Source organism: Solwaraspora sp. WMMD792, assembly GCF_029626105.1.
Lineage (GTDB): Bacteria > Actinomycetota > Actinomycetes > Mycobacteriales > Micromonosporaceae > Micromonospora_E.
Map to the genome: position 1 here is coordinate 565,753 of NZ_JARUBH010000009.1, position 24,913 is coordinate 590,665.

General features: G+C 70.0%; 29 protein-coding genes and 1 riboswitch. Of the genes, 12 read left to right on the plus strand and 17 right to left on the minus strand.

Features of this window, described 5'->3' with window-relative positions; translation table 11 throughout:
* Positions 1–57 precede the first annotated feature (57 nt).
* Positions 58–1,245 (plus strand): xylose isomerase, encoded by a 1,188-nt coding sequence (xylA, locus tag O7629_RS04045; RefSeq protein WP_278167556.1) that lies wholly within the window; start codon positions 58–60, stop codon positions 1,243–1,245.
* A gap of 50 nt (positions 1,246–1,295) precedes the next feature.
* Positions 1,296–2,714 carry a xylulokinase gene (gene xylB, locus O7629_RS04050; protein WP_278167558.1) on the plus strand — a complete coding sequence of 473 codons (1,419 nt, stop codon included), beginning with the start codon at positions 1,296–1,298 and terminating at the stop codon, positions 2,712–2,714.
* A 382-nt stretch (positions 2,715–3,096) separates the two neighbouring features.
* On the opposite strand, the gene O7629_RS04055 is transcribed toward xylB, so the two are convergent.
* Positions 3,097–3,372: a hypothetical protein gene (locus O7629_RS04055; protein WP_278167560.1), complete on the minus strand. Its 276-nt coding sequence runs from the start codon at positions 3,370–3,372 to the stop codon at positions 3,097–3,099.
* Entirely contained in the window at positions 3,365–3,751 is a 387-nt protein-coding gene (locus O7629_RS04060) for a hypothetical protein (protein WP_278167562.1), read from the minus strand. Before O7629_RS04060 ends, O7629_RS04055 begins: the two co-directional genes overlap by 8 nt.
* A 189-nt stretch (positions 3,752–3,940) precedes the next feature.
* Between O7629_RS04060 and O7629_RS04065 the strand changes: the two genes are divergently transcribed.
* Together O7629_RS04065 and O7629_RS04070 are read left to right on the plus strand one after the other, a co-directional pair.
* Positions 3,941–4,726, plus strand: coding sequence for a helix-turn-helix transcriptional regulator (locus tag O7629_RS04065; protein WP_278167563.1), 786 nt, complete (start codon positions 3,941–3,943; stop codon positions 4,724–4,726).
* Positions 4,717–4,902, plus strand: a complete 186-nt coding sequence (locus tag O7629_RS04070) for a DUF397 domain-containing protein (RefSeq protein ID WP_278167564.1) — start codon at positions 4,717–4,719, stop codon at positions 4,900–4,902. Before O7629_RS04065 ends, O7629_RS04070 begins: the two co-directional genes overlap by 10 nt.
* A 167-nt stretch (positions 4,903–5,069) precedes the next feature.
* Here the strand turns inward: O7629_RS04070 and O7629_RS04075 are convergent, their stop codons facing one another.
* A complete protein-coding gene (locus O7629_RS04075) occupies positions 5,070–5,663 on the minus strand; it encodes a TetR/AcrR family transcriptional regulator (RefSeq protein WP_278167566.1) in 594 nt (197 codons plus the stop codon).
* 80 nt (positions 5,664–5,743) lie between these two features.
* Between O7629_RS04075 and O7629_RS04080 the strand changes: the two genes are divergently transcribed.
* On the plus strand, positions 5,744–6,598 hold the full coding sequence (locus O7629_RS04080) for a DUF2306 domain-containing protein (RefSeq protein WP_278167568.1): 855 nt from the start codon (positions 5,744–5,746) through the stop codon (positions 6,596–6,598).
* Positions 6,599–6,974: 376 nt separating this feature from the next.
* On the opposite strand, the gene O7629_RS04085 is transcribed toward O7629_RS04080, so the two are convergent.
* Complete coding sequence (locus tag O7629_RS04085) at positions 6,975–7,340, minus strand: hypothetical protein (RefSeq protein WP_278167569.1); 366 nt, start codon at positions 7,338–7,340, stop codon at positions 6,975–6,977.
* A 70-nt stretch (positions 7,341–7,410) separates the two neighbouring features.
* Between O7629_RS04085 and O7629_RS04090 the strand changes: the two genes are divergently transcribed.
* The gene (locus tag O7629_RS04090) at positions 7,411–8,814 is read left to right on the plus strand and encodes an MFS transporter (protein WP_278167570.1); all 1,404 of its coding nucleotides are present in this window, start codon (positions 7,411–7,413) and stop codon (positions 8,812–8,814) included.
* Here O7629_RS04090 and O7629_RS04095 read toward each other — a convergent pair.
* From O7629_RS04095 to O7629_RS04135, 9 genes are all read right to left on the minus strand, one after another.
* A complete protein-coding gene (locus O7629_RS04095) occupies positions 8,783–10,471 on the minus strand; it encodes an alpha-amylase family glycosyl hydrolase (protein WP_278167572.1) in 1,689 nt (562 codons plus the stop codon). The genes O7629_RS04090 and O7629_RS04095 overlap by 32 nt on opposite strands.
* A gap of 113 nt (positions 10,472–10,584) precedes the next feature.
* On the minus strand, positions 10,585–11,607 hold the full coding sequence (locus O7629_RS04100) for a LacI family DNA-binding transcriptional regulator (protein WP_278167573.1): 1,023 nt from the start codon (positions 11,605–11,607) through the stop codon (positions 10,585–10,587).
* 50 nt (positions 11,608–11,657) lie between these two features.
* Complete coding sequence (locus O7629_RS04105) at positions 11,658–12,626, minus strand: carbohydrate ABC transporter permease (RefSeq protein WP_123600331.1); 969 nt, start codon at positions 12,624–12,626, stop codon at positions 11,658–11,660.
* 5 nt (positions 12,627–12,631) lie between these two features.
* Positions 12,632–13,696, minus strand: coding sequence for a sugar ABC transporter permease (locus tag O7629_RS04110; protein ID WP_278167576.1), 1,065 nt, complete (start codon positions 13,694–13,696; stop codon positions 12,632–12,634).
* 89 nt (positions 13,697–13,785) lie between these two features.
* On the minus strand, positions 13,786–15,132 hold the full coding sequence (locus O7629_RS04115) for an ABC transporter substrate-binding protein (protein ID WP_278167578.1): 1,347 nt from the start codon (positions 15,130–15,132) through the stop codon (positions 13,786–13,788).
* Between the two features lie 163 nt (positions 15,133–15,295).
* Positions 15,296–15,754 carry a TspO/MBR family protein gene (locus O7629_RS04120; RefSeq protein WP_278167580.1) on the minus strand — a complete coding sequence of 153 codons (459 nt, stop codon included), beginning with the start codon at positions 15,752–15,754 and terminating at the stop codon, positions 15,296–15,298.
* A 186-nt stretch (positions 15,755–15,940) separates the two neighbouring features.
* The gene (locus tag O7629_RS04125) at positions 15,941–16,084 is read right to left on the minus strand and encodes a GPGG-motif small membrane protein (RefSeq protein WP_199757467.1); all 144 of its coding nucleotides are present in this window, start codon (positions 16,082–16,084) and stop codon (positions 15,941–15,943) included.
* A 49-nt stretch (positions 16,085–16,133) separates the two neighbouring features.
* A complete protein-coding gene (locus O7629_RS04130; RefSeq protein WP_278174397.1) occupies positions 16,134–16,823 on the minus strand; it encodes a metallophosphoesterase in 690 nt (229 codons plus the stop codon).
* Between the two features lie 29 nt (positions 16,824–16,852).
* Positions 16,853–17,143, minus strand: a complete 291-nt coding sequence (locus O7629_RS04135) for a hypothetical protein (RefSeq protein WP_233605682.1) — start codon at positions 17,141–17,143, stop codon at positions 16,853–16,855.
* Positions 17,144–17,406: 263 nt separating this feature from the next.
* Here O7629_RS04135 and O7629_RS04140 point away from each other — a divergent pair, with 263 nt between their 5' ends.
* Positions 17,407–18,090 carry a dTMP kinase gene (locus O7629_RS04140; protein WP_278167582.1) on the plus strand — a complete coding sequence of 228 codons (684 nt, stop codon included), beginning with the start codon at positions 17,407–17,409 and terminating at the stop codon, positions 18,088–18,090.
* Positions 18,091–18,525: 435 nt separating this feature from the next.
* Positions 18,526–19,524 carry a sigma-70 family RNA polymerase sigma factor gene (locus O7629_RS04145; protein WP_278174398.1) on the plus strand — a complete coding sequence of 333 codons (999 nt, stop codon included), beginning with the start codon at positions 18,526–18,528 and terminating at the stop codon, positions 19,522–19,524.
* 124 nt (positions 19,525–19,648) lie between these two features.
* Here O7629_RS04145 and O7629_RS04150 read toward each other — a convergent pair whose 3' ends face one another.
* A complete protein-coding gene (locus tag O7629_RS04150) occupies positions 19,649–20,575 on the minus strand; it encodes an NlpC/P60 family protein (RefSeq protein ID WP_278174399.1) in 927 nt (308 codons plus the stop codon).
* 43 nt (positions 20,576–20,618) lie between these two features.
* Positions 20,619–20,765: riboswitch (cyclic di-AMP (ydaO/yuaA leader) on the minus strand.
* 459 nt (positions 20,766–21,224) lie between these two features.
* Here O7629_RS04150 and O7629_RS04155 point away from each other — a divergent pair.
* The gene (locus O7629_RS04155) at positions 21,225–21,761 is read left to right on the plus strand and encodes a DUF6232 family protein (RefSeq protein WP_278167583.1); all 537 of its coding nucleotides are present in this window, start codon (positions 21,225–21,227) and stop codon (positions 21,759–21,761) included.
* A 47-nt stretch (positions 21,762–21,808) separates the two neighbouring features.
* Here the strand turns inward: O7629_RS04155 and O7629_RS04160 are convergent, their stop codons facing one another.
* Entirely contained in the window at positions 21,809–22,690 is an 882-nt protein-coding gene (locus tag O7629_RS04160; RefSeq protein WP_278167585.1) for a helix-turn-helix transcriptional regulator, read from the minus strand.
* A gap of 246 nt (positions 22,691–22,936) precedes the next feature.
* On the opposite strand from O7629_RS04160, the gene O7629_RS04165 reads away from it, so the two are divergent.
* Positions 22,937–23,152 (plus strand): DUF397 domain-containing protein, encoded by a 216-nt coding sequence (locus O7629_RS04165; protein ID WP_278167587.1) that lies wholly within the window; start codon positions 22,937–22,939, stop codon positions 23,150–23,152.
* Between the two features lie 126 nt (positions 23,153–23,278).
* Here the strand turns inward: O7629_RS04165 and O7629_RS04170 are convergent, their stop codons facing one another.
* Together O7629_RS04170 and O7629_RS04175 are read right to left on the minus strand one after the other, a co-directional pair.
* A complete protein-coding gene (locus O7629_RS04170; protein WP_278167589.1) occupies positions 23,279–23,608 on the minus strand; it encodes a DUF3817 domain-containing protein in 330 nt (109 codons plus the stop codon).
* 26 nt (positions 23,609–23,634) lie between these two features.
* Positions 23,635–24,069, minus strand: a complete 435-nt coding sequence (locus O7629_RS04175; RefSeq protein WP_278167590.1) for a hypothetical protein — start codon at positions 24,067–24,069, stop codon at positions 23,635–23,637.
* Between the two features lie 151 nt (positions 24,070–24,220).
* Here O7629_RS04175 and O7629_RS04180 point away from each other — a divergent pair, with 151 nt between their 5' ends.
* Together O7629_RS04180 and O7629_RS04185 are read left to right on the plus strand one after the other, a co-directional pair.
* Entirely contained in the window at positions 24,221–24,580 is a 360-nt protein-coding gene (locus O7629_RS04180; RefSeq protein WP_278167591.1) for a DUF6158 family protein, read from the plus strand.
* Between the two features lie 3 nt (positions 24,581–24,583).
* Positions 24,584–24,913 (plus strand): hypothetical protein, encoded by a 330-nt coding sequence (locus O7629_RS04185; protein ID WP_278167592.1) that lies wholly within the window; start codon positions 24,584–24,586, stop codon positions 24,911–24,913.

Below are 24,913 nucleotides of genomic sequence, written 5' to 3' on the forward strand. Positions count from 1 at the left end.
ACGCCGGGAAAATAATTCAATCACTAAACAAATCTGTCGTGTTACGCGGAGGTCACCATGACAGTCCAGCCCACGCCGGCCGACAAATTCTCCTTCGGGCTCTGGACCGTTGGATGGCAGGCCCGCGACCAGTTCGGCGACGCCAGCCGAGGCCCGCTCGACGCCGTCGAGGCGGTGCACCAGCTCGCCAACCTCGGCGCCTACGGCATCACCTTCCACGACGACGACCTGATCCCGTTCGGCTCCGACTCGGCCAGCCGCGACCAGCACATCGCCCGGTTCCGCAAGGCCCTCGACGAGACCGGCCTGGTGGTGCCGATGGTCACCACCAACCTCTTCGGCCACCCGATCTTCAAAGACGGCGGCTTCACCAGCAACGACCGCTCCATCCGGCGGTTCGCGCTGCGCAAGGTGCTGCGCAACATCGACCTCGCCGCCGAACTGGGCGCGAAGACCTTCGTCATGTGGGGCGGCCGGGAAGGCTCCGAGTACGACCACGCCAAGGACATCCGGGCCGCGCTCGACCGCTACCGGGAGGCCGTCGACCTGCTCGGCCAGTACGTCCTCGACCGCGGCTACGACCTGCGCTTCGCCATCGAGCCCAAGCCCAACGAGCCGCGCGGCGACATCCTGCTGCCCACCGTCGGGCATGCGCTCGCGTTCATCTCCAGCCTGGCCCACCCGGAGCTGGTCGGCCTCAACCCCGAGGTCGGCCACGAGCAGATGGCCGGGCTCAACTTCACCCACGGCATCGCCCAGGCCCTGTGGCACGGCAAACTGTTCCACATCGACCTCAACGGCCAGCGCGGCGTCAAGTACGACCAGGACCTGGTCTTCGGCCACGGCGACCTGCTCAACGCGTTCTCCCTGGTCGACCTGCTGGAAAACGGCGGCCCCGACGGCACCCCCGCCTACGACGGCCCCCGGCACTTCGACTACAAGCCGTCGCGCACCGAGGACTACACCGGCGTCTGGGCGTCCGCCGCCGCCAACATGCGCACGTACCTGCTGCTCAAGGAGCGGGCCGCCGCGTTCCGGGCCGACCCCGAGGTGCAGGAGGCCCTGGCCGCCAGCAAGGTCCCGGACCTCGCCGTGCCCACCCTCAACCCCGGCGAGACCTACACCGATCTGCTCGCCGACCGGGCCAGCTTCGAGGACTTCGACCCAGAGGCCGTCGCCGAGCAGGGCTTCCACTTCGTCCGGCTCAACCAGCTCGCGGTCGAGCACCTGCTCGGCGCCCGCTGATCCCGTACCGTCCAACGCGAAACCACCCGACCCCTCCTGGAGGACCAGCCGTGACCCTCGTCGCCGGCGTCGACTCGTCGACCCAGTCGTGCAAGGTGGTGATCCGCGACGCGGACACCGGCAAGCTGGTCCGCGAGGGCCGGGCGGCGCATCCGGACGGCACCGAGGTGCACCCGGACGCCTGGTGGGCGGCGCTGCAACAGGCCGTCGACGCGGCCGGCGGGCTGGACGACGTGTCCGCCGCCGCCGTCGCCGGCCAGCAGCACGGCATGGTCTGCCTGGACGAGACCGGCCAGGTGGTCCGGCCGGCCCTGCTGTGGAACGACACCCGCTCGGCCGGTGCCGCCGCCGAACTGATCGACGAGTTCGGCGGCGGCACCGCCGGCCGGCAGGCCTGGGCCGACGCCGTCGGCCTGGTGCCGGTGGCCAGCTTCACCATCACCAAACTGCGCTGGCTGGCCCGCACCGAGCCGGCCGCCGCCGACCGTACGGCCGCGGTCTGCCTGCCGCACGACTGGCTGACCTGGCGGCTGGCCGGCACCGGCGACCTGGCCGCGCTGCGCACCGACCGCAGCGACGCCAGCGGCACCGGCTACTGGTCAGCGGCGACCGGCCAGTACCGCCCCGACCTGCTCGAACACGCCTTCGGCCGGACGCCGCTGGTGCCGACCGTGCTCGGCCCCACCGACCCGGCCGGCGCGCTGCGCTCCGGTGCCCCGCTCGGCCCCGGCGCCGGTGACAACGCTGCCGCCGCGCTCGGCGTCGGCGCCCGCCCCGGCGACGTGATCGTGTCGATCGGCACCTCCGGCACCGTGTTCAGCGTCGCCGACACCCCGGCCGCCGACCCCAGCGGCACGGTCGCCGGCTTCGCCGACACCACCGGTCGGTTCCTGCCGCTGGTCGCCACCCTCAACGCCGCCCGGGTGCTCGACGCCGCCGCGAAGATGCTCGGCGTCGACCACGAACGGCTCGCCGAGTTGGCGCTGAGCGCGCCGGCCGGCGCCGACGGGTTGGTGCTGGTGCCGTACCTCGAAGGGGAACGCACCCCGGACCGGCCGACGGCCAGCGGCTCGCTGCACGGGCTCACCCTGGCCAGCAGCACCCCCGCGCACCTGGCGCGGGCCGCCGTCGAGGGCATGCTCTGCGCGCTCGCCGACGGCCTGGACGCCCTCATCGCCCAGGGCGCGGCCGTCAACCGGGTCATTCTGGTCGGCGGCGGGGCGCGCTCTGCGGCGGTACGCCGGATCGCGCCCGAGGTGTTCGGCTGCCCGGTGCTGGTTCCGCCGCCGGGGGAGTACGTCGCCGACGGTGCCGCCCGGCAGGCCGCCTGGCTGGCGCTGGGCACCCCGGACGCGCCGGACTGGACCCCGGCCGACACCGAGGAGTACGCCGCCGACGCGGTGCCCGCCATCCGCACCCGGTACGCCGAGGCGCGCGATCACGTCCTGAACCGGGTCACCGCCGGCTGAGCTCGCAGCGGAGCCCTCCCCTGGGCATCGCAGGTGTGGAGCTGGACCCCGGGGCGCAGCTTCCCGGATCTCCCGTCCGAGACACCCGGTCGGGGGTTGCCGGCCCCCCTCAGGGTCCCAAAGACCGGTGGGAAGTGCTGCGCCCCGGGGTGTTCAGTGGGACGCTGTCCGTCAATTTCCATCCTGGACTGCCACCCTCAGTCGACGGAAGATGGATCACCACCCGGAGTGACTCGGTGGTGACGGGAAGGGTTGCGGGTGGGGTCGGGAGTGCCGGTGGCCGGCGCGTGGCGTCCGGTGTTGAATTGAGGGGCGCGAAGGTCTATGAGCGGCAGCAGGTTTCTGGTAAAGGAACTCCGGCGGTTACGTGAAGCGGCGGCGCTCAGCAAGGACCGGGCGGAAGCCTCCGGTCCGTCTTGATCACAACGCCCGGCCGGCCGAGCACGTCCTTGAACGCTTGGACCCCGACCGCCTTGCCGTCGCGGTCAGGCTCCTCGTCGTTGATCTCCCGGCCGTAGAGCAGCACCCACGAGCGCCACTCGGGGGAGGGCCAGACCTCCTGGACTCGGAGCCGGACCGGGCGCTTGCCGTCCAAGTGGTCGCACTGCCGCAGCGCCACCAGATCACCGGGGCACACCAGAGCTTCATCGTCAGGCATCGTCCGACGCTCCGTACGACTCGGCGGACTCGTCCTGGTCGTCGTGCGGGTATCCGGCGGGCATCAGCCCGGAGAGATGCAGTACGGCTCGGATCCGCCGGGCGCTACTGGGGTCCCACCGATCCAGGATGGCGATCGCCCGCAGGAACGGCCGGCAGGGGCCGGGCACGCCGCCGCACCGGTGACACTCGCCGGTGGTTCGGTTCGGGATGTGGGTACGGGCGGTCGAGTTCGCGTCGTGGACCGCCCGGGACAGCTTGGGCGACCGGGTGAGTCGGTCCGGCGGGTCCGGAATGGACGCTGCCGAACCGTCCGCAGATCTGAACGAGATGTATCGGGCGAGGCGGGGAGTTCCGCCGATGCCGTCGTTCCTGGGCACTGTTCCCCCTTCGGGTGGAGACGATCGGGGTATCCGTCGATTTCCACCCTGGACTGCCAGCCCCACTCGGCGGAAGATGAATGGCGACCGAGGGTGACTAGGTGGCCACGGGGCTCTGACGGGTGACTCCAGGGAATGTCCGACACCGGAGAGTGGTACGCCGTGTTGAATTGGGGGATGTGAACGTCTATGTCTGCGAGCGAGTATCTGATAGGGGACCTTCGGCGGATCCGGGAGTTGCTGGGTCTCACCCAGGAGGCCTGGGGCGAGCGCATCCACTTCTCCGCATCGCACGTCGGGGCGGTGGAGCGTGGCGAGCGGCCGGCGCTCCCGGATTACCTCACTGCAGTGGACCGGGCGCACGGCACCGCGTTCATGAAGTTCTATCGGGAGTTCATCCGTGGCGAGTGGACTCCGGTGTGGTACCGCCCGTTCGTCGAATACGAGAGTCGCGCGAAACTGCTGCGGATCTTCCAACCGATGGTGATGCCCGGCCTGCTGCAGACCGAGGCGTACGCGCGCGCATTGTTGCAGGCGCTCAACACCAAGCCGGAGGAGCTTGAGCCGACGTTGGCTGCCCGACTGGACCGCCAGGAGATCGTCACCCGGGCCACCAACGCCTGCCGGCTGGTGGTGGTGCTCGACGAGATCGTGCTACGCCGCTCCGTGGGCGGGTCGGAGGTGATGCGCGACCAGTTGAAGGCGATCGCCGACGCCAACCAGCGGCAGAACGTGCAGGTGCACATCGTGCCGTTCGCCACCGGTGGCTATCCCGGGGTGCTCGGGCCGATGGTGCTGGCGACCGTGGACGGCCGGACGGTCGGCTTCCTCGAAGGCCACCTGGAAGGGCGGTTGATCGAAGCCACGGATGCCACCGAGGCGCTGGAAGAGGACTGGGAGACGATCCGGGGGTACGCTCTGCCCGGCCAGCAGTCCCAAGAGATGATCATGGAGGCGATCGAGACATGGAGCTGACCGAGGCGCGTTGGCGCAAGAGCACCAGATCCGACTCGGCGAACTGTGTCGAGGTGGCCGACAACCTGCCAGGACGCGTCTACGTCCGGGACACCAAGAACCGTGACGGCGGTACGTTGACCTTCGCCCCGTCGTCCTGGTCGAGCTTCGTCGAGCTGGCCAAGACGTACGCCTGAGATTCTGCGAACCCACTCCGGCCATCCGTAGCCGGAGTACATAGAGCCCCGGGACCCCGCGCCAGTCGCCACGGTCCCGGGGCTTTCTCTGCGTTCGTCGAGGTGAGGCTGACGCACGTTAAAACACGGAAATAACGTGCGTCAGCCTCACCTCGACGACGTCAATCTCAGCCGGCCGGGTCGCGCAGGATCGCCGCGAACGTGTCTCTGATCAGCTGGTCCGACGGGGCGTCCAGGCCGAGTTTCTTCAGGCCACCGGTGAGACGCAAGGTCGTCAGGCCGTGGACGGTGCACCAGATGGTGCGGGCCAGAGCGGTGGCGGACTGACCGGCGGGCAGGAAACTCGCCTCCTGCGCCTCGGTCACCGCGTCGACCAGGGGCGCGAAGGTGTCAGGCCGTACCTCGGCCCACGACCAGTACCGGAACATCATGCCGAAGATTGCGCTGTTCTCCTCGGCGAAGCGCAGGTACGCGGCGACCAGGCGGATGATGCGGTCGGCGGGGTCGGTTGCCTGCGCGGCGGCGGCGCGCTGGGCAGCACCGAACGCGTCGTACCCCTCGTCACGCAGCGCGGACAGCAGCGCCTCGCGGTCGGTGAAGTGCCGGTACGGCGCTGCGGAGCTGACGCCGACCCGCCGGGCCAGCTCATTGAGGCTGAAGCCCTCCGCGCCGCGTTCGGCCAGCAGCTCTCGGGCACCGGCGAGCAGCGCATCGCGTAGCGCTCCGTGGTGGTACGTCCGGCGAGTGGCCCCAGCTGCCATGTTGACGACATTAACATCAGGCCGTATGTTGACGTCACTTACATTGTGAATGGCACTTACATACTCGCCAGGGGGCGGTCATGAGCGACACGGCAGTGGTGGCGTCACCACCGGTGCGGACGAACAGGGGTAGACCGGTGCGGCGGTCCCGTACCGGCTGGACGGCGGTGCTGTTGACCTCGCTCGCAATCGGCGGGTTCTCGTTGTACACCTACGCCAGCGCCGACCTGCGCGCCCTCGCCGACGACGGTGCCGGGCTGGCCGGCACCTACGTGGACGCGCCGCTGCCGGTCCGGGTGGCGTTCTTCGTCCACGTCGCCCTCGGGTCGCTCGCGCTGCTGCTCGGGCCGTGGCAGTTCTCCCAGCGGCTGCGCCGCCGCTGGCCGGCGGCCCACCGCTCGGTCGGCATGGCGTACCTGCTCACCGTCAGCGTTGCGGCGGTGAGCGCACTGGTGATGCTGCCGTTCAACCAGGCCCGGATGGTCGGCTTCTTCGGGTTCGGCGCAGTCGCGCTGCTCTGGGCATTCACGGCGTGGCGCGGCTTCGACACCGCGCGGCGGCGGGACCTGCGCCAGCATCAGGCCTGGATGATTCGCAACTACGCGTTGACGTTCGCCGCTGTCACCCTGCGCTCGTGGGTCGGTGTCCTCATCGTGGTCCAGTTGCCGTCCGCCGGGCCGGACGCGGATCCGGACCTGCTGTTCGAGACCGCCTACGCCGCCGTGCCGTTCCTGTCCTGGTTGCCCAACGTGATCGTCGCCGAATGGCTGATCCGCCGACGCGGGCTGCCCTCCTACCGGCTCGTCGACCGGTCCCCGGACCAGGGCGCGCCCTGCACGAATGCCGAGATCGTCCAGAGGCTCAAGGCCCGGAACAGATCTGCTGGTCCACTGACGTCTGAGATCGTCGAGGCAGTGCAGAACAGCCGGCGATGATCGTCATCGATTCCTCCGCCATGGTTGAGGTCCTTGTCGGCCGCCAGGTCGATGAAGAGCTGTTCGACGCATTCCGAGATGACCTGCATGCTCCGCACTTGCTGGACGTCGAGGTTCTTTCCGAGAACTCGAACCCACAGTTGCCGAACAGGCGCGAACGGACCATTACACGTTCACTATCGAGCGTTACGATCTTGCCGGGCTCGCGGACCGTGTCTGGCAGCTCCGCAACAACCTTACGACCTACGATGCCTGCTACGTGGCGCTCGCCGAGGCCTTGACGGTGCCGATGTACACCTGCGACCACAAGCTCGCCCGCAGCGGTCACGGCGCGGAGGTCAGAGTCTTTCCGCGCAGTAAGTAAGGCGCACTCGGATCAGGTGTGTCGTGTCGGAGTCGCGTCTGGCATGGGCAGCATGGTGCCGGTGGTGACGAGTTCGGGGAAGGTGCCCTCCCAGAGTCGTCGCAGTTGGGGTGGCAGCCAGAGGGCGGGCCAGAGTTGCCGGAGCAGGTCGGCGTTGAGCCAGATGTTCAGGTCGTCGACCGTGGCGGCCTCGTTCAGCACCACCTTGTACATGCTGGCGAGGCGAGCGGGGCGGCCCAGGTCGTACTCGGCGTCGCCGGACCAGTCCAGATGGTGGGGAAGGGTGACCACGCCCTCGGTCGGGCCGGCCAGCGCGATGAGGGTGTCCGGCACGACGTACGGTTTGCGGTCTCCGTACGGGCGGTAGTCCGCTGGCATGCTGGGCATTCTCCTCGGCTGACGGTGGCCCGCGCACCGATCGACGGCGTGCTGATCCATACTCGTCGGCATGACGCTGACCGGTGGGCGGGCGCACCGCATCTACAGCGTCGTCGTGTTCATCGTGCTCGCCTCGCTGGACAACGTGGCGATCGGCCTGGTCCCGCCGCTGTACGGCAGCATCGCCGACACGTACGCCGTACCGGAAGGGGCGATCGGCGCGGTCACCGCCGCGACCTTCCTGGTCAGCGCGATCGCCGCAGTCGGCTGGGCGTACGTCGGCGACCACGGCAACCGCAAACCGCTGCTGATGGCCGGTACGGTGATCTGGGGCCTCGGCGCGGCCGGTACCGCCCTCGCCGGCAGCTACCCGCTGTTCTTCGCCGCGCAGCTGGTCGCCGCCGTCGGGCTCGGCGCGGTCGCCTCGGTCGGGTTTTCCGTGGTCAGTGATCTGATCACCCCGGCCCGACGGGGTCTGGTGATGAGCTTCTGGGGGCTGTCGCAGGGCGTCGGCACGCTGGCCGGCACCCTGCTCGGTGGGCTGCTCGGGCACGCCGACTGGCGGCGGCCGTTCCTGGTGCTCGCCGCCGCCGGGCTGGCAGCCACGGTGGCGTACCTGTTCACCGTCGACGTGCGGCGCGGGCAGAGCCAGCCGGAGCTGGCCGACCGGTTCGCCGCCGGCGGCGAGTACGAGCACCGGATCAGCCGGGCCGACCTGCCGACGATCGCCCGGCGGCGGACCAACATCTGGCTGGTGGCGCAGGGGCTCACCGCGCAGGTCGCGTTCGGCTCGCTGGTGTGGCTGCCGGCGCTGTTCCGGGCCCGCGCCGAGGAGCAGGGCTACACCGCCGGTACGGCGATCATCGTCGGCAGCGTCTTCGCCACCCTGTTCCAGCTCGGCGGGGCGCTGTCGATCGTCGGTGGGCTGGTCGGCGACCGGCTGCAACGGCGTACCCCCCGGGGCCGGGCCCTGGTCGCGGCCGTCGGCATCCTCGCCGCGGTGCCGTTCTACCTGGTGTTGTTCTTCGTGCCGATGCGCATCGACGTGCCGGACGGCGCGGGTGCCGGTGCGGTGACCGCCGCCGTGCTGGGCGGCGTGTTCACCGAGCCGACGATCGGGCTGAGCTTCCTCACCGCGCTGCTCGCCCTGGCGTTGACCTCGGCGAACTCGCCGAACTGGTTCGCGTTGATCGCCGACGTCAACCCGCCGGAGCACCGGGGCACCGTCTACAGCCTCGGCAACCTGGTCAACGGGGTGGGGCGGGCGACCGGCAACGCGCTGCTGCCGGTCGCCCTGCGGGCGGTCGGCGGCGTCGTCCCACCGCCGTTGAACTACGCCGTCGGCCTGGCCGTGTTCCAGCTGTTCTTCATCCCGACCGGGATCATGTACTGGCTGGCGTCCCGGTCGGCGCCGGGCGACATCGCCGACGTGCACACCCTGCTCAGCGAACGCGCTGCCGGGCCCAGACGGTGACGTCGGTCGGCACCCGCCCGCTGCCGTTCAGCGGACCGCTGGCGATCAGCGGCTCGGTGCCCGGCGGCAGCGACACCGGTTCGGCACCGAAGTTCGTCACCACGGTCACCTCGTCGGCGCAGTAGGCGAGTACGTCCTCCGGCGACTCCAGCCACCGCAGCCGGCCGGCGCCGAGCCCCAGCTCGCGGCGCAGTCGCAGCGCCGTCCGGTACAGCTCGTAGGTCGACCCCGGCACGTCGCGCTGCCGGTCGAGGGCGTACTCGGCCCACACCGGCGGCTGCGGCAGCCAGCTGGCGTCGGTCGGCCCGAACCCGTACGACGGGCTGTCCGCCTCCCACGGGATCGGCACCCGGCAGCCGTCCCGACCCCGCTCGGTGTGGTCGGTGCGCCGCCAGGTCGGGTCCTGCCGGACCTCGTCCGGCAGCGTGGTGTGCTCCGGCAGACCCAGCTCCTCACCCTGGTAGAGGTAGGCCGAGCCGGGCAGCGCCAGCATCAGCAGGGTGGCGGCGCGGGCCCGGCGCAGCCCCAGCGCGGTGTCCGGCTGCGGGTCGTTCGCGCCGATGCCGCGCGGCCGGGCCGCGCCGATCGGCAGCGCCAGCCGGGTGGCGTGGCGCAGCACATCATGGTTGGACAACACCCAGGTGGTGGGCGCGCCGACCTTGTCGGTGGCGGCCAACGAGCGTTCGATCACCGTACGCTGCGCCTCGGAGGTCCACGCCGCCTCCAGGTACTCGAAGTTGAACGCCTGGTGCATCTCGTCCGGTCGGACGTACGCGGCGAGCCGCTCCGCCGGCTGCACCCACGCCTCGGCGACCAGGATCTGCTCCCCGGGGTGCTCGTCCAGCACCGACCGCCACTGCCGGTAGATGTCGTGTACGCCGTCCTGGTCCCACATCGGCGGGCGGGGCTGGTCGACGTGGTCGCCGGAGGTGGTTTCCTCCGGGTAGTGCCAGTCGGCCAGGTCGGCCTGCTTGACCAGGCCGTGCGCCACGTCGACCCGGAAGCCGTCGACGCCCCGGTCCAGCCAGAACCGCAGGATGGCCACGAACTCGTCGCGGACCTGCGTGGAGTCCCAGTTGAGGTCGGGCTGGCCGGCGTCGAACAGGTGCAGGTACCACTGGCCCGGCGTACCGTCCGGGTTGTCGGTCCTGGTCCAGGCCGGGCCGCCGAAGACGGACCGCCAGCTGTTCGGCGGCTGTTCCCCGTTCGGGCCGCGGCCGTCGCGGAAGATGTACCGGTCCCGGGCCGGGCTGCCCGGCTCGGCGCCGAGCGCCTCGACGAACCAGGGGTGTGCCGACGAGGTGTGGTTCGGTACCAGGTCGACGATCACCCGCAGCCCCCGGTCGTGGGCCTCGGCGATCAGCCGGTCGGCGTCGGCGAGCCGGCCGAAGATCGGGTCGACGTCGCGGTAGTCGGCCACGTCGTAGCCGGCGTCGGCCTGCGGCGACGGGTAGAACGGTGACAGCCAGATCGCGTCGACGCCGAGGGCGACGAGATCGTCCAGCCGGGCGACGACGCCGGGCAGGTCACCGATGCCGTCGCCGTCGGAGTCGGCGAACGACCGGGGGTAGATCTGGTAGATGACCGCCTCCCGCCACCAGTCGGTGCCGGTACGGTTCCCGGCACCGTCACGGGTACGGGTCGATGGCGTGTTCACCAGTATGCTCCTCAGTTCAGCTCGGTTGGCGGGGTTTACCTGCTGCCAGGAACGTCTCTGTCAGCAGGCTTACCAGTGCCTCGTACGTGGGTCTACCAGGTCGGCCGGTGCGGTTACCCGGTTTCCCGGGGTGGCGCGGTCGACTCGCGGACCACCAGTCGGGTGGGCAGGGTCACCGTGTCGGTCGGCTCGGCGGCGGTGCCGGCCAGCGGGCCGAGCAGCGTACCGGCGGCCAGCCGGCCCTGCTCGGCGGCGGGTTGGGCGACGGTGGTCAGCCCGACCACCCGGGCCACGTCGTGGTCGTCGATGCCGATCACGCTGACGTCGGCCGGCACCCGCAACCCGGCCTGCCGCAGCACGGCGATGGCGCCGAGCGCCATCTCGTCGCAGGCGGCGAAGATCGCGGTCGGCACCGGGCCACGGCGCAGCAGTTCTGCCGTGGCCAGTCCGCCGCCGGCGATGGTGAAGTCGCCCTCCACGTCCAGTGCCGGGTCCGGGGTGAGACCGGCCGTGACCAGTGCTTCCCGGTAGCCGCGGCGGCGGTCCAGGTGAGCGGTGAAGGCCAGTTCTTCACCGGAGTTGCCGGAGATGTGGGCGATCCGCCGGTGCCCGAGCCCGATCAGGTGGCCGGTGGCGGTCCGGGCGGCGGCCACGTCGTCGATCCGGATGCTGGGCCAGCCGGGCACGCCGGTGCCGGAGCTGACCGTGACCCCCGGCATGCCCAACGCGGAGATGGCGGCGAAGTCGGTCCGGCGCAGCGGGGTGGCGACCAGCATCAGCGCGTCCACCCGGTGGCGCAGGCTGGCGGTGTGCAGCATCCGCTGCCGGGCGTTCTCCCGCCCGCCGAGGTTGTACAGCAGCAGGTCGTAGCCGGCTTCCTGCAGCGTGTCCTCGGCGGCTTCGACGACGGTGCTGAAGAACCAGCGGGTGATCCGGGGCACCACGACCGCGACGGCCCGGGTCTTGCCGCCGGCCAGCCGCGACGCGCTGGGCGAGGCGATGTATCCGAGTTGCGCGGCGGCGTCGAGGACCCGCAGCCGGGTCGCCTCGGTGACCGTCGGCAGGCCCCGCAGGGCCCGCGAGACGGTCGCCGTGGAGACCCCGGCCAGCCGGGCGACGTCGTCGATTCTGGTCATGGATCATCACCTCGCCCTCCGCGCGGTCGCGGCCGGCGTCGCCCTCGCGGTCAGCCCTTGACGCTGCCGGCCAGCAGCCCTCGGACGAAGTACCGCTGCAGGGAGAGGAAGACGATCAACGGCACGATGATCGAGACGAAGGCGCCCGAGGTCAGGCGTTGCCATTGATCACCTCGGGTGCCGGCGAGTTCGGCCAGCCGTACCGTCAGTGGTGCCACCCGACTCTCGCCACCCGCGAAGATCAACGCGACGAGCAGGTCGTTCCACACCCAGAGGAACTGGAAGATGCCGAACGCGGCCAGCGCCGGGGCGATCAGCGGCAGCACGATGGTCCGGAAGATCTTCGGGTGGCTGGCCCCGTCGACCCGGGCCGCCTCCATCAGGTCCTTGGGCAGCTGCGACACGAAGTTGTGCAGCAGGAAGACGCCCAGCGGCAGCGCGAAGCAGGTGTGCGCGAACCAGACCTGGACGTAGCGTTCGTAGCTGTCCAGCCCCCAGGGCGGGGTGATGGTGACGCCGCCGATGGTGGTGCCCTGCGAGAAGAACCGCAGCAACGGCACCAGCGCCATCTGCAGCGGCACGATCTGCAGCGCGAAGATGCAGATGTAGATCAGGTCCCGGCCGCGGAAGTTGATCCAGGCCAGCGCGTACGCGGCCAGTGCCGCGAAGGCCAGCGGGAACAGCACCGACGGGATGGTGATCACCAGCGAGTTGACGAAGTAGCTGGACAACTGCCCGGACGACGAGGACCGGCCGAACAGCACGTCCTGGTAGTTCTGCAGAGTGACCTGCGGGTTGGTGAAGAAGGTCCACCAACCGGTGGTCCGGATCTCCTCGGCCGGTCGGAACGAGGAGACGAACAGACCGAACGTCGGGATGGTCCAGATCACCGCGATGACGATCGCGACGATCGTCGCTGTCGGAGTGTTGAGCCGCTTACGTACCCGGCCGACCCGGGTACGGGGCCGTTCCTCCCCGCTGCTGGCCGGAGCGGCCACGGGGGGCGTGGTGGTGGTCACGGGTGTCACACCTCCCGCTGCTTGCGCAGGTTACGGATCTGGTAGATGACGATCGGGATGACCAGCACGAACAGGAACACCGCCAGGGCCGAGCCGTAGCCGTTCTGGCCGTAGCGGAACGCCTGGTTGTACATCTCGTTGGCGATCACACCGGTGTCGTAGTTGCCGTTGGTCATCGTCCGGACGATGTCGAAGACCTTCAGGGTGGCGATCGAGATGGTCACCACCACGACGATCAGCGCCGGGCGGATGCTCGGCATGGTGACCCGCCAGAACATCTGCCAGGCGTTCACCCCGTCGAGGCGGGCGGCTTCGATGATGTCGGCCGGGATCGCCTTGATCGCGGCGGAGAGCACGACCATCGCGAATCCGGCCTGGATCCAGATCATCACCACGATCAGCAGCAGCGTGTTCAGTGGCGCGTTCAGTTGCAGCCAGCGCTGCGGTTCCCAACCGAACAGGGTGACCAGGTAGTTGAGCAGGCCGTACTGCTCCTGTTCGCCGCCCCGGTACGCGTAGACGAACCGCCAGATGATGCTGGCGCCGACGAAGGAGATCGCCATCGGCATGAAGACCAGCGACTTGGCCAATGCCTCGAACCGGGCCTTGTCCACCATGATCGCGTAGAGCAGGCCGATCGCGGTCGCCACCGTCGGCACCAGGATCACCCAGATCAGGGTGTTGGTCAGCACCTGGATGATCTCGTCCTGGGAGAACATCCACCGGTAGTTCTCCAGACCCACCCAGTTCTCGCTGCGTCCGTCCATGAACGACAGGACGGTGGTGCGCAGCGCCGGAATGACCAGCCCGATCCCGAGCAGCAGCAGGGCTGGCAGCAGAAAGAACAGGCCGAACAGGCCTTCGCCGCCGCGTCGGGGTCGGCCGATCGGCACCGATCCGCCACCACCACCGGCGCTGGCCGCGATCAGCCGCTGCTCCCGTCGGCGGGCGAACCAGCTCGGCACCGCGTCGAGCAACAGCAGCATGCCGCCGACGATCACCACGAACGCGATCAGGCCGTACAGCAGCATCAACAGCTTCGGGTACTGCTCAGCGAAGTCGAAGTACATCCGCCCTCCCAACGGATCGTCGACCGGAGCCAGCTATGGTGCGGCCGGCCCACCCCCGGTGTGATCGTGGGTGGGCCGGCCGCGTGATGTCAGCTGGTCGGCCAGGAGCCTTCGATGTAGTCGAGGGTCTCTTCGGTGCTCTGGCCGCTGAGCCAGTCCACCATGCCGCGCCAGAAGGTGCCGGCGCCGACCGCGGCCGGCATCAGGTCCGAACCGTCGAAGCGGAACGTGGTGTTCTCGTCCTGCAGGATCTCCACGGAGAGCCGGTCGATCGGGTTCTCCACGTTGGCGATGTCCAGCCCGCTGTTGGCCGACACCCAGTTGCCGAGCGAGGCCCGGCTGTTGGCGTACTCCGGCGAGGCCAGGTAGGTCTGCACCGCCTGGACCTCGGGCCGGTCGGCGAAGGCCACGGTGAACTCGCCACCGCCGAGGACCGGCTGGCCGGCGCTCGGGTCGTTGGTCGGGAAGTAGAACGCGAAGACGTCGCCGTCCTCGGCCACCTCGGTGCCCTCCGGCCACTGGTTGGCGTAGAAGCTGGCCTGCCGGTGCAGCGCGCAGTCACCGTCGAGGATCGGCACGCCCGCCTCCTGGAACGCGGTCGCGGTGATGCTGGAGACGCCACCGAAGCCGCCGTTGACGTACTCCTCGTTCTTGAGGATCGAGCCGGCCTGGTCGACGGCCTCGGCGACCCGCGGGTCGTTGAACGGGATGTCGTGGGTGGTCCACTGGTCGTAGACCTCCGGCGTCTGGGTCCGGAGCATGATGTCCTCGATCCAGTCGGTGGCCGGCCAGCCGGTGGCGTCACCGGACTCGACCCCGACGCACCACGGCTTGGTGCCGGTGGCGGCGACCTCGTCGCTGAGCGCGATCAGCTCGTCCCAGGTCTCCGGCACGGTCCAGCCGTTGTCGGCGAACATGCTCGGCGAGTACCAGACGAAGGACTTGACGTTGGAGCCGAGCGGAGCGCCGTAGAAGGTGCCGTCGACCGTGCCGTACGCCAGCCAGTCCTCGCTGTAGTTGGCCTCGGCCATCGCCTTGGTCTCGTCCGAGGCGGCCTGCAGCTGGCCGGCCTCGGCGAACCGGCCGAGCAGGCCGGGCTGCGGGATGAAGGCGATGTCCGGCGGGTTACCGCCGTCCACCCGGACCTGCAGCTGGGCTTCGAACTCGCCACTGCCCTCGTAGCGGATGTCGATGCCGGTGCAGTCGACGAACTCGCTCCAGGACTGCTCGAGCAGGTCCGCCTCGGCGTCACGGATCGAGGCGTAGATCGTCACCTCGGTGCCGTCGTTGCCCTGGTAGTCACTGTATGGGGCGCATTCCTCGGACTCCGGGTCCGCACTGGTGCCGCTGTCGGAAACACACGCCGTCGAGGCGAGGGCCAGCCCGAGCACGCTGGCGAGCGCGAAGGCCTGGCGTGGTCTGGTGAAGACCGCCATGGAGCGTTCTCCCTTCCTAGCCGGCGGGCCCCGCGTCCCTGCGGTCTGGCTGCGCCGGTCGGTTGCTGTCTGGGCGTCTTCACATGTAAGCGCTTGCAATGGAAGCGCGTCCAGTCCTGACCAGCTACGAGCCAGTAACGATTCGGAAACCTTGACCCGCTACTCAGCTGTTGAGCTGCCAGATGGACAGGTTCAGCGCGGCGGCGAAGGTGACCCAGCCCCAGTACGGGACCATCAGCAGAGCGGCCGGTCGCCAGACCCGCCAGAACAGCACCACGGTGGCGCCGACGAGCAGCCAGAGGAGCACGATCTCGACGAACGCCAGACCGTACCGGCCGGCGGCGAAGAACAGCGGTGTCCAGGCGGCGTTGAGCACCAGCTGGGCCAGCCAACTGGCGATCGCCAGGCCGACACCGGTCCGCCGCCAGACGGTGAACCCGGCGACGGCGATCAGCACGTACAGGATGGTCCAGACCGGGCTGAACAGCCAGGACGGCGGTGCCCAGGACGGCTGGACCAGTTCGGCGTATCGGGAACCGGCGTCGCGGGCGGCGAACGCCCCGACCGCCGCAGCCGCCGCCACCAGGCCGAGGAACACCGGTAGACCCCACCACGAGCGCATGGCGACTCCAGGGAACAGCAGATCGGGGAGCGCGTAGCGACTCCAGGGAACAACAGGTCAGGCCGGGGCCGCCGTTGCCGGTCCGCGGTGGGGAGGACCGGGCCGGTTCCGGCGGCCCCGGCAGGCGCGGGGTCGATGTGGTCAGGTCGATGTCGGTCGAGAGGGCCGGGGGTACGCCCGGCACCGTCAAGCGAACAGGCTCACGCCACCGGGACCGACCAGCAGCCCGACGACGATCAGCACGATGCCCCAGAGCAGCTGCCGGCGGAACAGCGCGAGAACGCCGGCGACGACCAGGACGACTGCGAGAATCCAGAGAAGTAGCTCCATGGTCGCTGGGTACCCTTGCGCCCGGCGACGGAAACCTTCACCGGTCTGGTCAAGCGACCGACCCGGCGAGCGAATAGACGCTGTACGCCTGTTTGATCACTGGATGGGCGACGTTGCGGACCCGTACCCCACCGGGTGTGGTGCCCCGTTCGCTGCCGAAGTGGGCGTGGCCGTGCACCGCGAGGTCGGTCGGTGCCGCGTCGATCGCCTCGGCCAGCAGGTAAGAACCGAGGAACGGGTAGATCTCGGGCGGCTCGCCGGTGAGCGTCTCCGGCACCGGTGAATAGTGGGTCAGCGCTATCCGTACGTCGCAATCCAGCCCGACCAGCGCCGCCCGTAGCCGATCCGCAGCGTCCGCCGTGGTGGCGACGAACGCTTTCATCTCCGGCTCGCCGAACCGGCTCGCGCACCGCCCGGCGAACCCGCCGCCGAACCCTTTGACCCCGGCCACCCCGAGCCGGCCGCCGGGGCAGTCCACCACCACGCCGTCGCCGTCGAGCACCGTGACCCCGGCGTCGCTGAGTATCCCGACCAGCTGCGGCACCTGGTCACAGTGGTGGTCGTGGTTGCCGAGCACCGCCACCACCGGGACCGCCAGACCGCCGAACTCGTCGGCCACGCACCGCGCCTCCGACTCCGTGCCGTGCCGGGTCAGGTCGCCGGCCAGCAGCAGGACGTCGGCCCGGTCGCCGAGCTGCGCCAACGCCGGGCGGAACCGGCCCAGCACGTCGCTGTCCATGTGCACGTCTCCGACGGCCGCGACGCGGATCACGACAGCTCCTCCGTCTCGGTCGGCGCGGTGGTCCGGCTGACGACGATGTCGACGATCAGGCGTACGCCGGGGAAGCGCTCGGCCACCAGCCGGACGATTTCCGCCCGCCGGTGGGCGCTCTCGACCTCCCCGCACAACACCAGGCTGTGGTCCCGGCGGGACACGCCCACCCCCTGCTCGGCGATGTCGGCGTGCTCGCTGAGCAGCCGCTGCACCGCCGCCTCGGTGTAGCCGTCGAGCCGGTCCGGCCCGGTCTGTCGCGTCGACTGCCCCGATGTCCGGGTCATCTCCCCACCTCCTGGCTGTCGTCCGGTGCCCGTCGGTGGCCTACCCGTTCCCGGCCGGTTCGTGCCTGCAGGCACAGCGCGTCACAAGGGGTGAACGGGGTGGCGACGTGCACGTGCTCGCTACCGTTGGGAAGGTGCTCGTCACAGTGACCCATGCGCCACCACCGTCACCGTCCCGGCCCGCGCCTCGCCAGCCGTCGCCCGTACAGTCCACGTCGTCAGCCGTGCCGCCATGCCCGCCACCGGACCCCGCAGGGAGCACAGTGGACGCCGATCCGGCCTGGTCGCCGCCGGCCGGGCTGCGACGGATCGCGTTGGTGGGCATCGACGGGGTCGGCAAGACCACTCAGGCGCACCTGCTGGCCGAGGCGCTGACAACTGCCGGCCGGCCCGCCCGGTACTGGCGCAACGCTGGCGGCCGACGCTGGCTCGACCGGTTCGCGGTCCGACTCGGACGCCCGGACGCCCGACGGATGGTCGGCCGTGGCGGGCTGATGTTCCTCGAGGCGTTGCTGCGCTGGCTCGCGATCGCCCGGTCGGTGCTCGGCTCACGCCGGGCGATCGCGGTGATGGACCGGTACGCGGTCTGCCAGTACGCCAGCATCCGCACCCACGGCGCAGGCCGCTGGGAGCGGCTCGCCCGGCTGGCCTACCGGGTGTTTCCCCAACCGGACGTGACGTTCCTACTCTTGCTGCCGCCCGCCGAAGCGGCCCGGCGGATCGACGCCCGGGGCACCGACCACGAGTCGCTGGAGTTCCTGGCGACCAGCGCGGCCGCATACGGGTCGCTGCCGGAGGCCGCCGGGTTCGTGGTCATCGACGCCCGGGGTACGGCCGCCCAGGTCGCCGCAGTGATCCGGCAGCGGCTGACCGAATGGCGGCCGGACGACGGCCGTCCAGCCGGCGCCTCGTGGCGGCCGGATCCAGACGATTCGCGTGCGTCGTGACCCGCAGGCCGGTGTCTGTCGGGAGGTGATGAACCGTGCACCCCGCTCGGGCCGTACTCCTGGCCAGGACCAACCAACCGGCGTTGGCCAGGACCAACCGACCGGCGGGCAGTGACGAGGATCGCAGGAGGGGTAGTGACGGGAATCGCTGCGCCCTGCCCGGTGTCGTGGTGTGCTGGGAGCCTGCCACACCCCGCCGACCTCAGTGAATCGGGCAGTCGGCCGGCCCGACGCAGCGCGGCGATCGAGGAGCCTGGCAGGAAACGCCAATCCTGTTCACAGCAATTATTCAGGCAATCGTGTCAGCTTCGACTCACGAGACGGAATCCCTGACGCGTCTCATCTGTTGTGCAGGTGTCGGCGCCATACGGCGGGGCCTGCCACATCAGGTTCGCCGGATCGGAGGCGGACGTGACGGGGGAGAGGCTGATGGAGATGCGCATCGCAGGTGACAGGGCACGACGTGGGGTTAACGAGGGGACCGTGAGCAACGTGGAGAAGACGATGGCTTTGCGGACCGACGAGGTCGCCGAGGAGCGGGACCTCGTTGGCGTCTACCTGCATGAGATCTCCCGCACGCCGCTGCTCGATGCGGCCCGGGAAGTCGACCTCTCCAAGGCGATCGAGGCCGGTCTGTACGCGGAGCACCTGCTGGAGCAGGGCGTGCCGCGGGCCGGGGTGAGCCGCGAGGAGTTGGAGCGGCTGGTCGTCGAGGGTGAACGGGCCAAGGACCTGTTCATCCGGGCCAACCTGCGCCTGGTGGTGTCGATCGCCCGCCGCTACGTCCGGTCCGGGATGCCGATGCTGGACCTGATCCAGGAGGGCAACACCGGTCTGGTCCGCGCGGTGGAGAAGTTCGACTACGAGCGTGGTTTCAAGTTCTCCACCTACGCGACCTGGTGGATTCGGCAGGCCATCAGCCGGGCGATCGCCCAGCAGGAGCGGACCGTACGGCTTCCGGTGCACCTGGTCGAGGACGTCAACCGGATGCGCAACGTGGCCCGGCAGTTGACCCGTGAGCTCGGTTCGGACCCGGAGCCGGAGCAGATCGCCGCCTCGCTCGGCGTGCCGGTCGAGCGGGTGCACGAGCTGGTGCGGTGGTCGCAGGACACGGTGTCGCTGGACACCCCGGTCGGCGACGACGGCGACACCAACCTGGGCGACCTGGTGGCCGACAGCGACGCACCGTCGCCGGAGGACATCGTGCTCACCGGGTTGGAGCGGCAGCGGATCGAGGGCCTGCTCAACCACCTGGACGACCGGTCCGCCGGCATCATGCGGGCCCGGTACGGCCTGGAGGACGGGCGGGAGCACTCGTTGACCGAGGTCGCGTCGCGCTTCTCACTGTCCCGGGAGCGCATCCGTCAGCTGGAGATTCAGGCGCTGGGCCGGCTGCGGGAGCTGGCCCGGGCGGAGGGGCTGCAGGCGGCCTGACGAATCGGCTGCAGGCGACCTGATCCGCCGATGAACTGACAGCGCCCACCGACGAACTGACGACGGCCCGGCATCCGCGCTCAGCGGATGCCGGGCCGTCGGCGGTGTCGGGCGAGCGACCGGGTCAGCGGACCCGGCCGTAGCCGTACGGCGGCATCATGTCCACGCTGGCCAGCTCGACGGTGCGGCCGAAGGTGGGTGCGTGGATCACCTGGCCGCCGCCCACGTACAGGCCGACGTGGGCGAGACCGTTGTAGAACACCAGGTCACCGGGCTGCAGTGAGCCACGGTTGATTTTCGCGACCACGTCCCACTGCATCGCCGCGTTGTGCGGCAGACTCTTGCCGGCGGTACGCCACGCGGCGAGCGTCAGGCCCGAGCAGTCGTAACCGTTCGGGCCGCTGGCAGCCCAGACGTACGGCTTGCCGATGGCTCCGTACGCGAACTCGACGACCGAGCCGGCGGCACCGGACACCGACGGGACGGTCCCGGTGTACGACGAGCCGGTCTCGCTCGCGGCACCGTAGGCCCGTTCCCGCTTGTCCATCAGCTCGTCGATGTCGGCTTCGATGCTCTTCTTGCGGTCGGCGAGCTCCTTGACCTGGGCGTCCTGCTTCTCCAGGGCGGCCTGCAGCTTCTCCTGCTCGGCCAGGTAGGTCAGCTGGGTGCTGGTGAACTCGGTGAGCCGCTGCTGCCGGTCCCGGGCCAGGTGGTCGAGGGTGCCGAGCCGGTGGATGAAGCTGCCGGAGGTGCCGTCGAGCAGGGCGGTCGCGGTGCTCAACCCGCCGGTCTTGTACGCGTTGACCGCGATCTGACCGACCTCGGTCTGCGCCGCCGCGAGTTCGGCCTGCAGCGGGCCGAGCTTGGCGTCGATCTCCTCGGCCGCCGCCCGGGTGGCCTTGGCCTCCTCCCTGAGCCGGTTGTACGACTCGACGACCTTGGCCAGCTCTTCGGATTCCTTGTCGATCTGCTGCGTGAGCTCGCTGACCGTCGGCTGGGCGGTCGCGGCGGTCGCCGGTACCACCAGGCCGAGGCTTACGCCGGCCAGCATCAGGGTGCGCAGCAGAATCCGCGCTGTTGACAAGAACGCAGAACCCTTCTTCCTCGCCGCCTACCGGGTTAGCTGACGGATTCGGGCGGGAAGTTCGCCCTACCGCGGTGAACCGCGGATTCACCCCAGTTGCCGATGGGTCCCCGGATCGCAACCGTGAGATCACTGTTCGTAACGTCGGATAATCTCGGTACGGCGATTCGGCGGCACTGGACCGGCGTCACCGCTTCCCGGCGACTGGCGACCGGACCAGCCGGTCCAACTTAGCCGCAAGGGTCGCGACCCGGAAAGTGCTGCGATCGTGATCCGTGGCATGGAACTGGCTGGGGTCCGTTGACAGTTACTGGATGTGACGGTTGGCTGCTCTGGGCAACATTCCTATTGCCTTCGCGTGACCGGTCGACTGCGGTACGTCGTCATTGGACAGCGCCTGATCAATTGCGAATAATGCGTCATTAGTCGGTCTGCGCGGTTGTCGTCAGTAAGCTATCTGGATAAATAGGCGCAAAAGGTCTGATTCGCCATCCAGGACGCGGCCTGCCGTACGTCATTCTGCTAGGTGGCAGAATGACTACCTTCCATCGAGTAGCTTGCTGTTTGCACAATGGACCCGCAAGGTCAGCGCCGCACGAGCCCTTCGGAGGCAGCTATGCGTGCTACTCGCCAGACCCCACCCCGACGCGGTTCCCCGGTACCCGCCCCGTCCGGCTCCAGTGTCGGACGGACCTTCTACCGGCAGCCCGGCATCTGCGTGACCGGTGAATGGTTCGTCGTGGCCGGCCGGCGGTTCGCCGTCCGCGACCTCACCGAACTCCGGACCGCACGGGGCGCCCGCGACCGGCTCACCGGCCGGGTGATCGCGGTGACCGCCCTGACCCTGACGGCGGTCGCGGTGACCGTCGGCTACACCCGCGGGCTGGACGAGGTCAGTGCGGGGGCCTACCTCGCCATGCTGGCGGCTGCGTTCGTGCCGGTGGCGGTCGCCTGGCTCGGCGACCGGCTGCGGCCGCGGGCGTACGAACTCTGGGGCCGTCACCAGGGACTGCTGTTGCTGCTGTTCAGCACCGACGACGAACGCCAGTACGGCCAGGTGAGCCGGGCGTTGATGCGGGCCCGGGAAATGTCCCGGCTGGCCGGTCTGTCCGAGCCGGTCACCATCGAACCGTGGGTGCCCGACCAGCGGTGAGCGGGCCCGACCGTCGCTGCGGTCGCCAGCGGGCTGGTCGACGTCGATCAGCCCGCGTCTCGCCCGTCCAGTTGACGGGCGAGGTCGTGCAGCATCGCCACCGAGTCGGCCGGTGACAGGGATTCTGCCCGTAGTCGGTCGAAGACATGCTGGTACGGCCGGACCTCGTCGGCCCGGTCGATGACCTCCTCGACCAGAGCGCTCTCCACGTACACCACGTCGGCGTCGGCCTGGTCGGCGAAGTGCAGGATGACGAACGGCCCGAGCACCGTGTTGCTTCCGGCGGTGAACGGCAGCACCCGGACCGTGACATGAGGTGCCGCCGACATCTTCGCCACATGCTGGAGCTGCTCGCGCAGCACCCGCGGGCCGCCGGTCATCCGGCGCAGCGCCGCCTCGTCGATGACCACCTCGATCTGCGGCGGATCGGCGCCGAAGAGCACCTCGTGCTGGCGGGCCAGCCGGATCTGCACCCGCCCTTCGATCTCGGCCGCCGGTACGTGGTGCGGGCCGTCGGCCGGGATCACGGCGCGGGCGTACTCCTCGGTCTGCAGTAGGCCGGGGAAGCTGATCGGCTGGAAGTACCGCAGTGCCGACGCCTCCGCCTCCAGGCCGATGTAGGCCGCGTAGGCGGCCGGTACCCGGTCCTTGTAGCCGCTCCACCAGGCGCGCCGTCGTGCCGCCCGGGCCAGCTCGACGAGCTCCTGCACCTGCTGCTGGTCGCGTACGCCGTACAGGTCCAGCAGGGCCTTGACGTCGTTGGTCGAGATGCTGACCGACCCCGACTCGATCCGGATCAGCTTCGACAGCGACCAGTCCATTTGAGCGGCGACGTAGTCCTGGGTCAGCGCGGCGGCCTCGCGTGCCCGGCGTAGCGCCGCACGCAGCCGGCGACGCCCGATGGTCGGGCCCTGGTGTCGGGCAGGCATGGGAACGCTCCGGGGGAGTGCCTTGCAGAGTGCCACCTGGCTGGTTGCCACCCTGTTGCACGCTACACCGCCGCCGTCAGGTCTGCTAAGGACGGCCGGCCCCTCCGCATGGTCCGGACGGCGGTTCCACTGGTTTTCGCGGTGTCGCCCAGTCGCGTCGGCAAGATCGGGGACTGATACAGTCCGCCCGATTGCCTGCGTGCTCTGATGGCAAATTTACCGATTTATCCTTATTAAGGAGTCTGGGTGACTGTGATCAGCACTGCCGGTCCGGCGTGGCGTAAGAGCCGCCGCTGCGAGGCGACGACCTGCGTCGAGGTAGCCGAGATCGGCCCGGCGGTCGGGGTGCGCAACTCCACCGACCCCGGAGTGCACCTGGAATTCTCGGCAGCCGCCTGGTCGGCATTCGTCGCCGGGCTGTCCGGTGCGCCGACCAGCTCCGGCGGCCACCCGATGGGTTGATCCGACGCCGCACGAGGCTCGGCTGCACGGCCGCCGACAACGTCGGCCGTACGCCCCGGCCAGGTCGGCCCGACGACGGTGCCGGCCCGGCCGGGGCGCTGTCAACCGGTCACCGCCCGCCCGGTGTCAGCCGGTGAACACCTTGTCCGGCTCGGTACGCGGTTGCTCGCTCGCCCAGCGGCTGACCACCCGCTCGGCGTAGAACGACACGAACGGCACCGTCCCGGCCAGCATGATCGCCAGGATCCGGCCGAGCGACCAGTTGGCCCGCCGGGCCAGGTCGAACGCGGCGACCAGATAGACCATGTAGAGGAACCCGTGCGCCGGCCCGACCGTCTCGACCACGATGGCCTGGTCGAACAGGTACTTCAACGGCATGCCGATCACCATCAGCAGGATCAGCACCACGCCGACCACGTACGCGATCAGCCGGTACCGGGTGAGTGCGCCTGACACTGTCGTCCGTCCTTCTCTCTCTCCGGTCAGCCCGGGTAGTCGCCGGCCCTGGCGTGCGGGTTCGCGTTCAGCCAGGCCAGGTAGTTGTTGTAGGCGGCCAACTCCGGGTCGTCCGGGCCGGGGGTGGCGGTCACGCCAGGGGCAGACCGGACCCGTACCGGTCGGCCGAACGCCGCCTCCCGCGATGGCGCGTTCACCGGTGTGTCGTTCCTCGGCGTGCCGTTGTCTGGCGTGCCGTTGTCCGGGCCGGGCACCGCCCGGTGGGCCTGCCGTATCTCGCGGACCCAGATGAACACCACGAACGCCGCGAAAACCGGCCATTCCACCGCGTACGCCCAGCTCAGCGTGTTGCCGGCGGCGGCCCGGCTGATCTGCCACCAGCCGAGCGCGAGGAAGCCCACCACCAGCGCCACCGCCGCCAGGTGCCGCAGGATCCACACCGGGGTCCACAGCTGCCGCATGCAGGGAAGCGTACCGGCCGGCCGTCGGCTTCTCCGACGAGCCGTCGTAGTCAGCTGCGTGGCCGCCCGGAAGCCAGCGCCCGGTGTTTGCCGCCGACCGGCCGGGGAACCCTACGACGGTAATGCCTCGTCGACTCCCCGGAGGCCGGAGATGACGGATTCAGCGCGGTACGGCAGCTACTCCCCGGCTGCGGCCGGTCGGCCCTTCGAGCCCCGCCCGGACCACCCGCCCGGCGGTGCCACCCGAACCTGGTCGGACCCGCCCGAACCGGGCGCCGAGACCTGGGTCGACACGGTCGACGAAACCGGAATCGACCCGGTCGAGCTGGCCGACGACGAACTGCTCCGCGAGATCGGCAGCCTGCACCGGACTCGGCTGGACACGCTGCGGCACGGCACCGACGCGGCGCTGGCCAACCATTTGCACCGTACCGCCGACCTGGAGACCGAGTACCTCACCCGGCACCCGGGCCGGGAGGTCGATGCCGCCCGGTTGCGGCACGGGGAGTGAGTCGTGCCCGCGTACGCCGAACGCGGTGTCTCCGCGCCCCCTGAGGTGGCGTTCGGCACCGCGACCGACCCCGACCGCAGGGCCGCCTGGTTGCCGGGGCCGCTGCGCCAGGTGCCGGCGGAACCAGCCCACGGCGACCACCTGCAGGCCCGGTGGTCGACGGCGGGCGGCCCGTGGACGGCTGTCGTGCAGGTGTACCCGGTGCAGGCGGGCGGTGCAATGCTCCGCCTGGAGCTGGACTCCGACCTGCCGCACGAGCAACTGACTCGGCTCGCCGACGAGACGCTGACCAGCCTGGTCCGGGCGGTCACCGACAACCTCAACGCCGGTTGA

Coding starts and splice junctions, on each gene's coding strand:
- O7629_RS04155 (WP_278167583.1), top strand. CDS start 21,225: ATGCGTGCTACTCGCCAGACCCCACCCCGACGCGGTTCCCCGGTACCC.
- O7629_RS04125 (WP_199757467.1), bottom strand. CDS start 16,084: ATGGAGCTACTTCTCTGGATTCTCGCAGTCGTCCTGGTCGTCGCCGGC.
- xylA (WP_278167556.1), top strand. CDS start 58: ATGACAGTCCAGCCCACGCCGGCCGACAAATTCTCCTTCGGGCTCTGG.
- O7629_RS04055 (WP_278167560.1), bottom strand. CDS start 3,372: ATGCCTGACGATGAAGCTCTGGTGTGCCCCGGTGATCTGGTGGCGCTG.
- O7629_RS04065 (WP_278167563.1), top strand. CDS start 3,941: ATGTCTGCGAGCGAGTATCTGATAGGGGACCTTCGGCGGATCCGGGAG.
- O7629_RS04150 (WP_278174399.1), bottom strand. CDS start 20,575: ATGCTGGCCGGCGTAAGCCTCGGCCTGGTGGTACCGGCGACCGCCGCG.
- O7629_RS04085 (WP_278167569.1), bottom strand. CDS start 7,340: ATGCCAGCGGACTACCGCCCGTACGGAGACCGCAAACCGTACGTCGTG.
- O7629_RS04100 (WP_278167573.1), bottom strand. CDS start 11,607: ATGACCAGAATCGACGACGTCGCCCGGCTGGCCGGGGTCTCCACGGCG.
- O7629_RS04115 (WP_278167578.1), bottom strand. CDS start 15,132: ATGGCGGTCTTCACCAGACCACGCCAGGCCTTCGCGCTCGCCAGCGTG.
- O7629_RS04070 (WP_278167564.1), top strand. CDS start 4,717: ATGGAGCTGACCGAGGCGCGTTGGCGCAAGAGCACCAGATCCGACTCG.
- O7629_RS04120 (WP_278167580.1), bottom strand. CDS start 15,754: ATGCGCTCGTGGTGGGGTCTACCGGTGTTCCTCGGCCTGGTGGCGGCG.
- O7629_RS04180 (WP_278167591.1), top strand. CDS start 24,221: ATGACGGATTCAGCGCGGTACGGCAGCTACTCCCCGGCTGCGGCCGGT.
- O7629_RS04175 (WP_278167590.1), bottom strand. CDS start 24,069: ATGCGGCAGCTGTGGACCCCGGTGTGGATCCTGCGGCACCTGGCGGCG.
- O7629_RS04145 (WP_278174398.1), top strand. CDS start 18,526: ATGCGCATCGCAGGTGACAGGGCACGACGTGGGGTTAACGAGGGGACC.
- O7629_RS04130 (WP_278174397.1), bottom strand. CDS start 16,823: ATGGACAGCGACGTGCTGGGCCGGTTCCGCCCGGCGTTGGCGCAGCTC.
- O7629_RS04135 (WP_233605682.1), bottom strand. CDS start 17,143: ATGACCCGGACATCGGGGCAGTCGACGCGACAGACCGGGCCGGACCGG.
- O7629_RS04110 (WP_278167576.1), bottom strand. CDS start 13,696: ATGTACTTCGACTTCGCTGAGCAGTACCCGAAGCTGTTGATGCTGCTG.
- O7629_RS04075 (WP_278167566.1), bottom strand. CDS start 5,663: ATGGCAGCTGGGGCCACTCGCCGGACGTACCACCACGGAGCGCTACGC.
- O7629_RS04080 (WP_278167568.1), top strand. CDS start 5,744: ATGAGCGACACGGCAGTGGTGGCGTCACCACCGGTGCGGACGAACAGG.
- O7629_RS04160 (WP_278167585.1), bottom strand. CDS start 22,690: ATGCCTGCCCGACACCAGGGCCCGACCATCGGGCGTCGCCGGCTGCGT.
- O7629_RS04090 (WP_278167570.1), top strand. CDS start 7,411: ATGACGCTGACCGGTGGGCGGGCGCACCGCATCTACAGCGTCGTCGTG.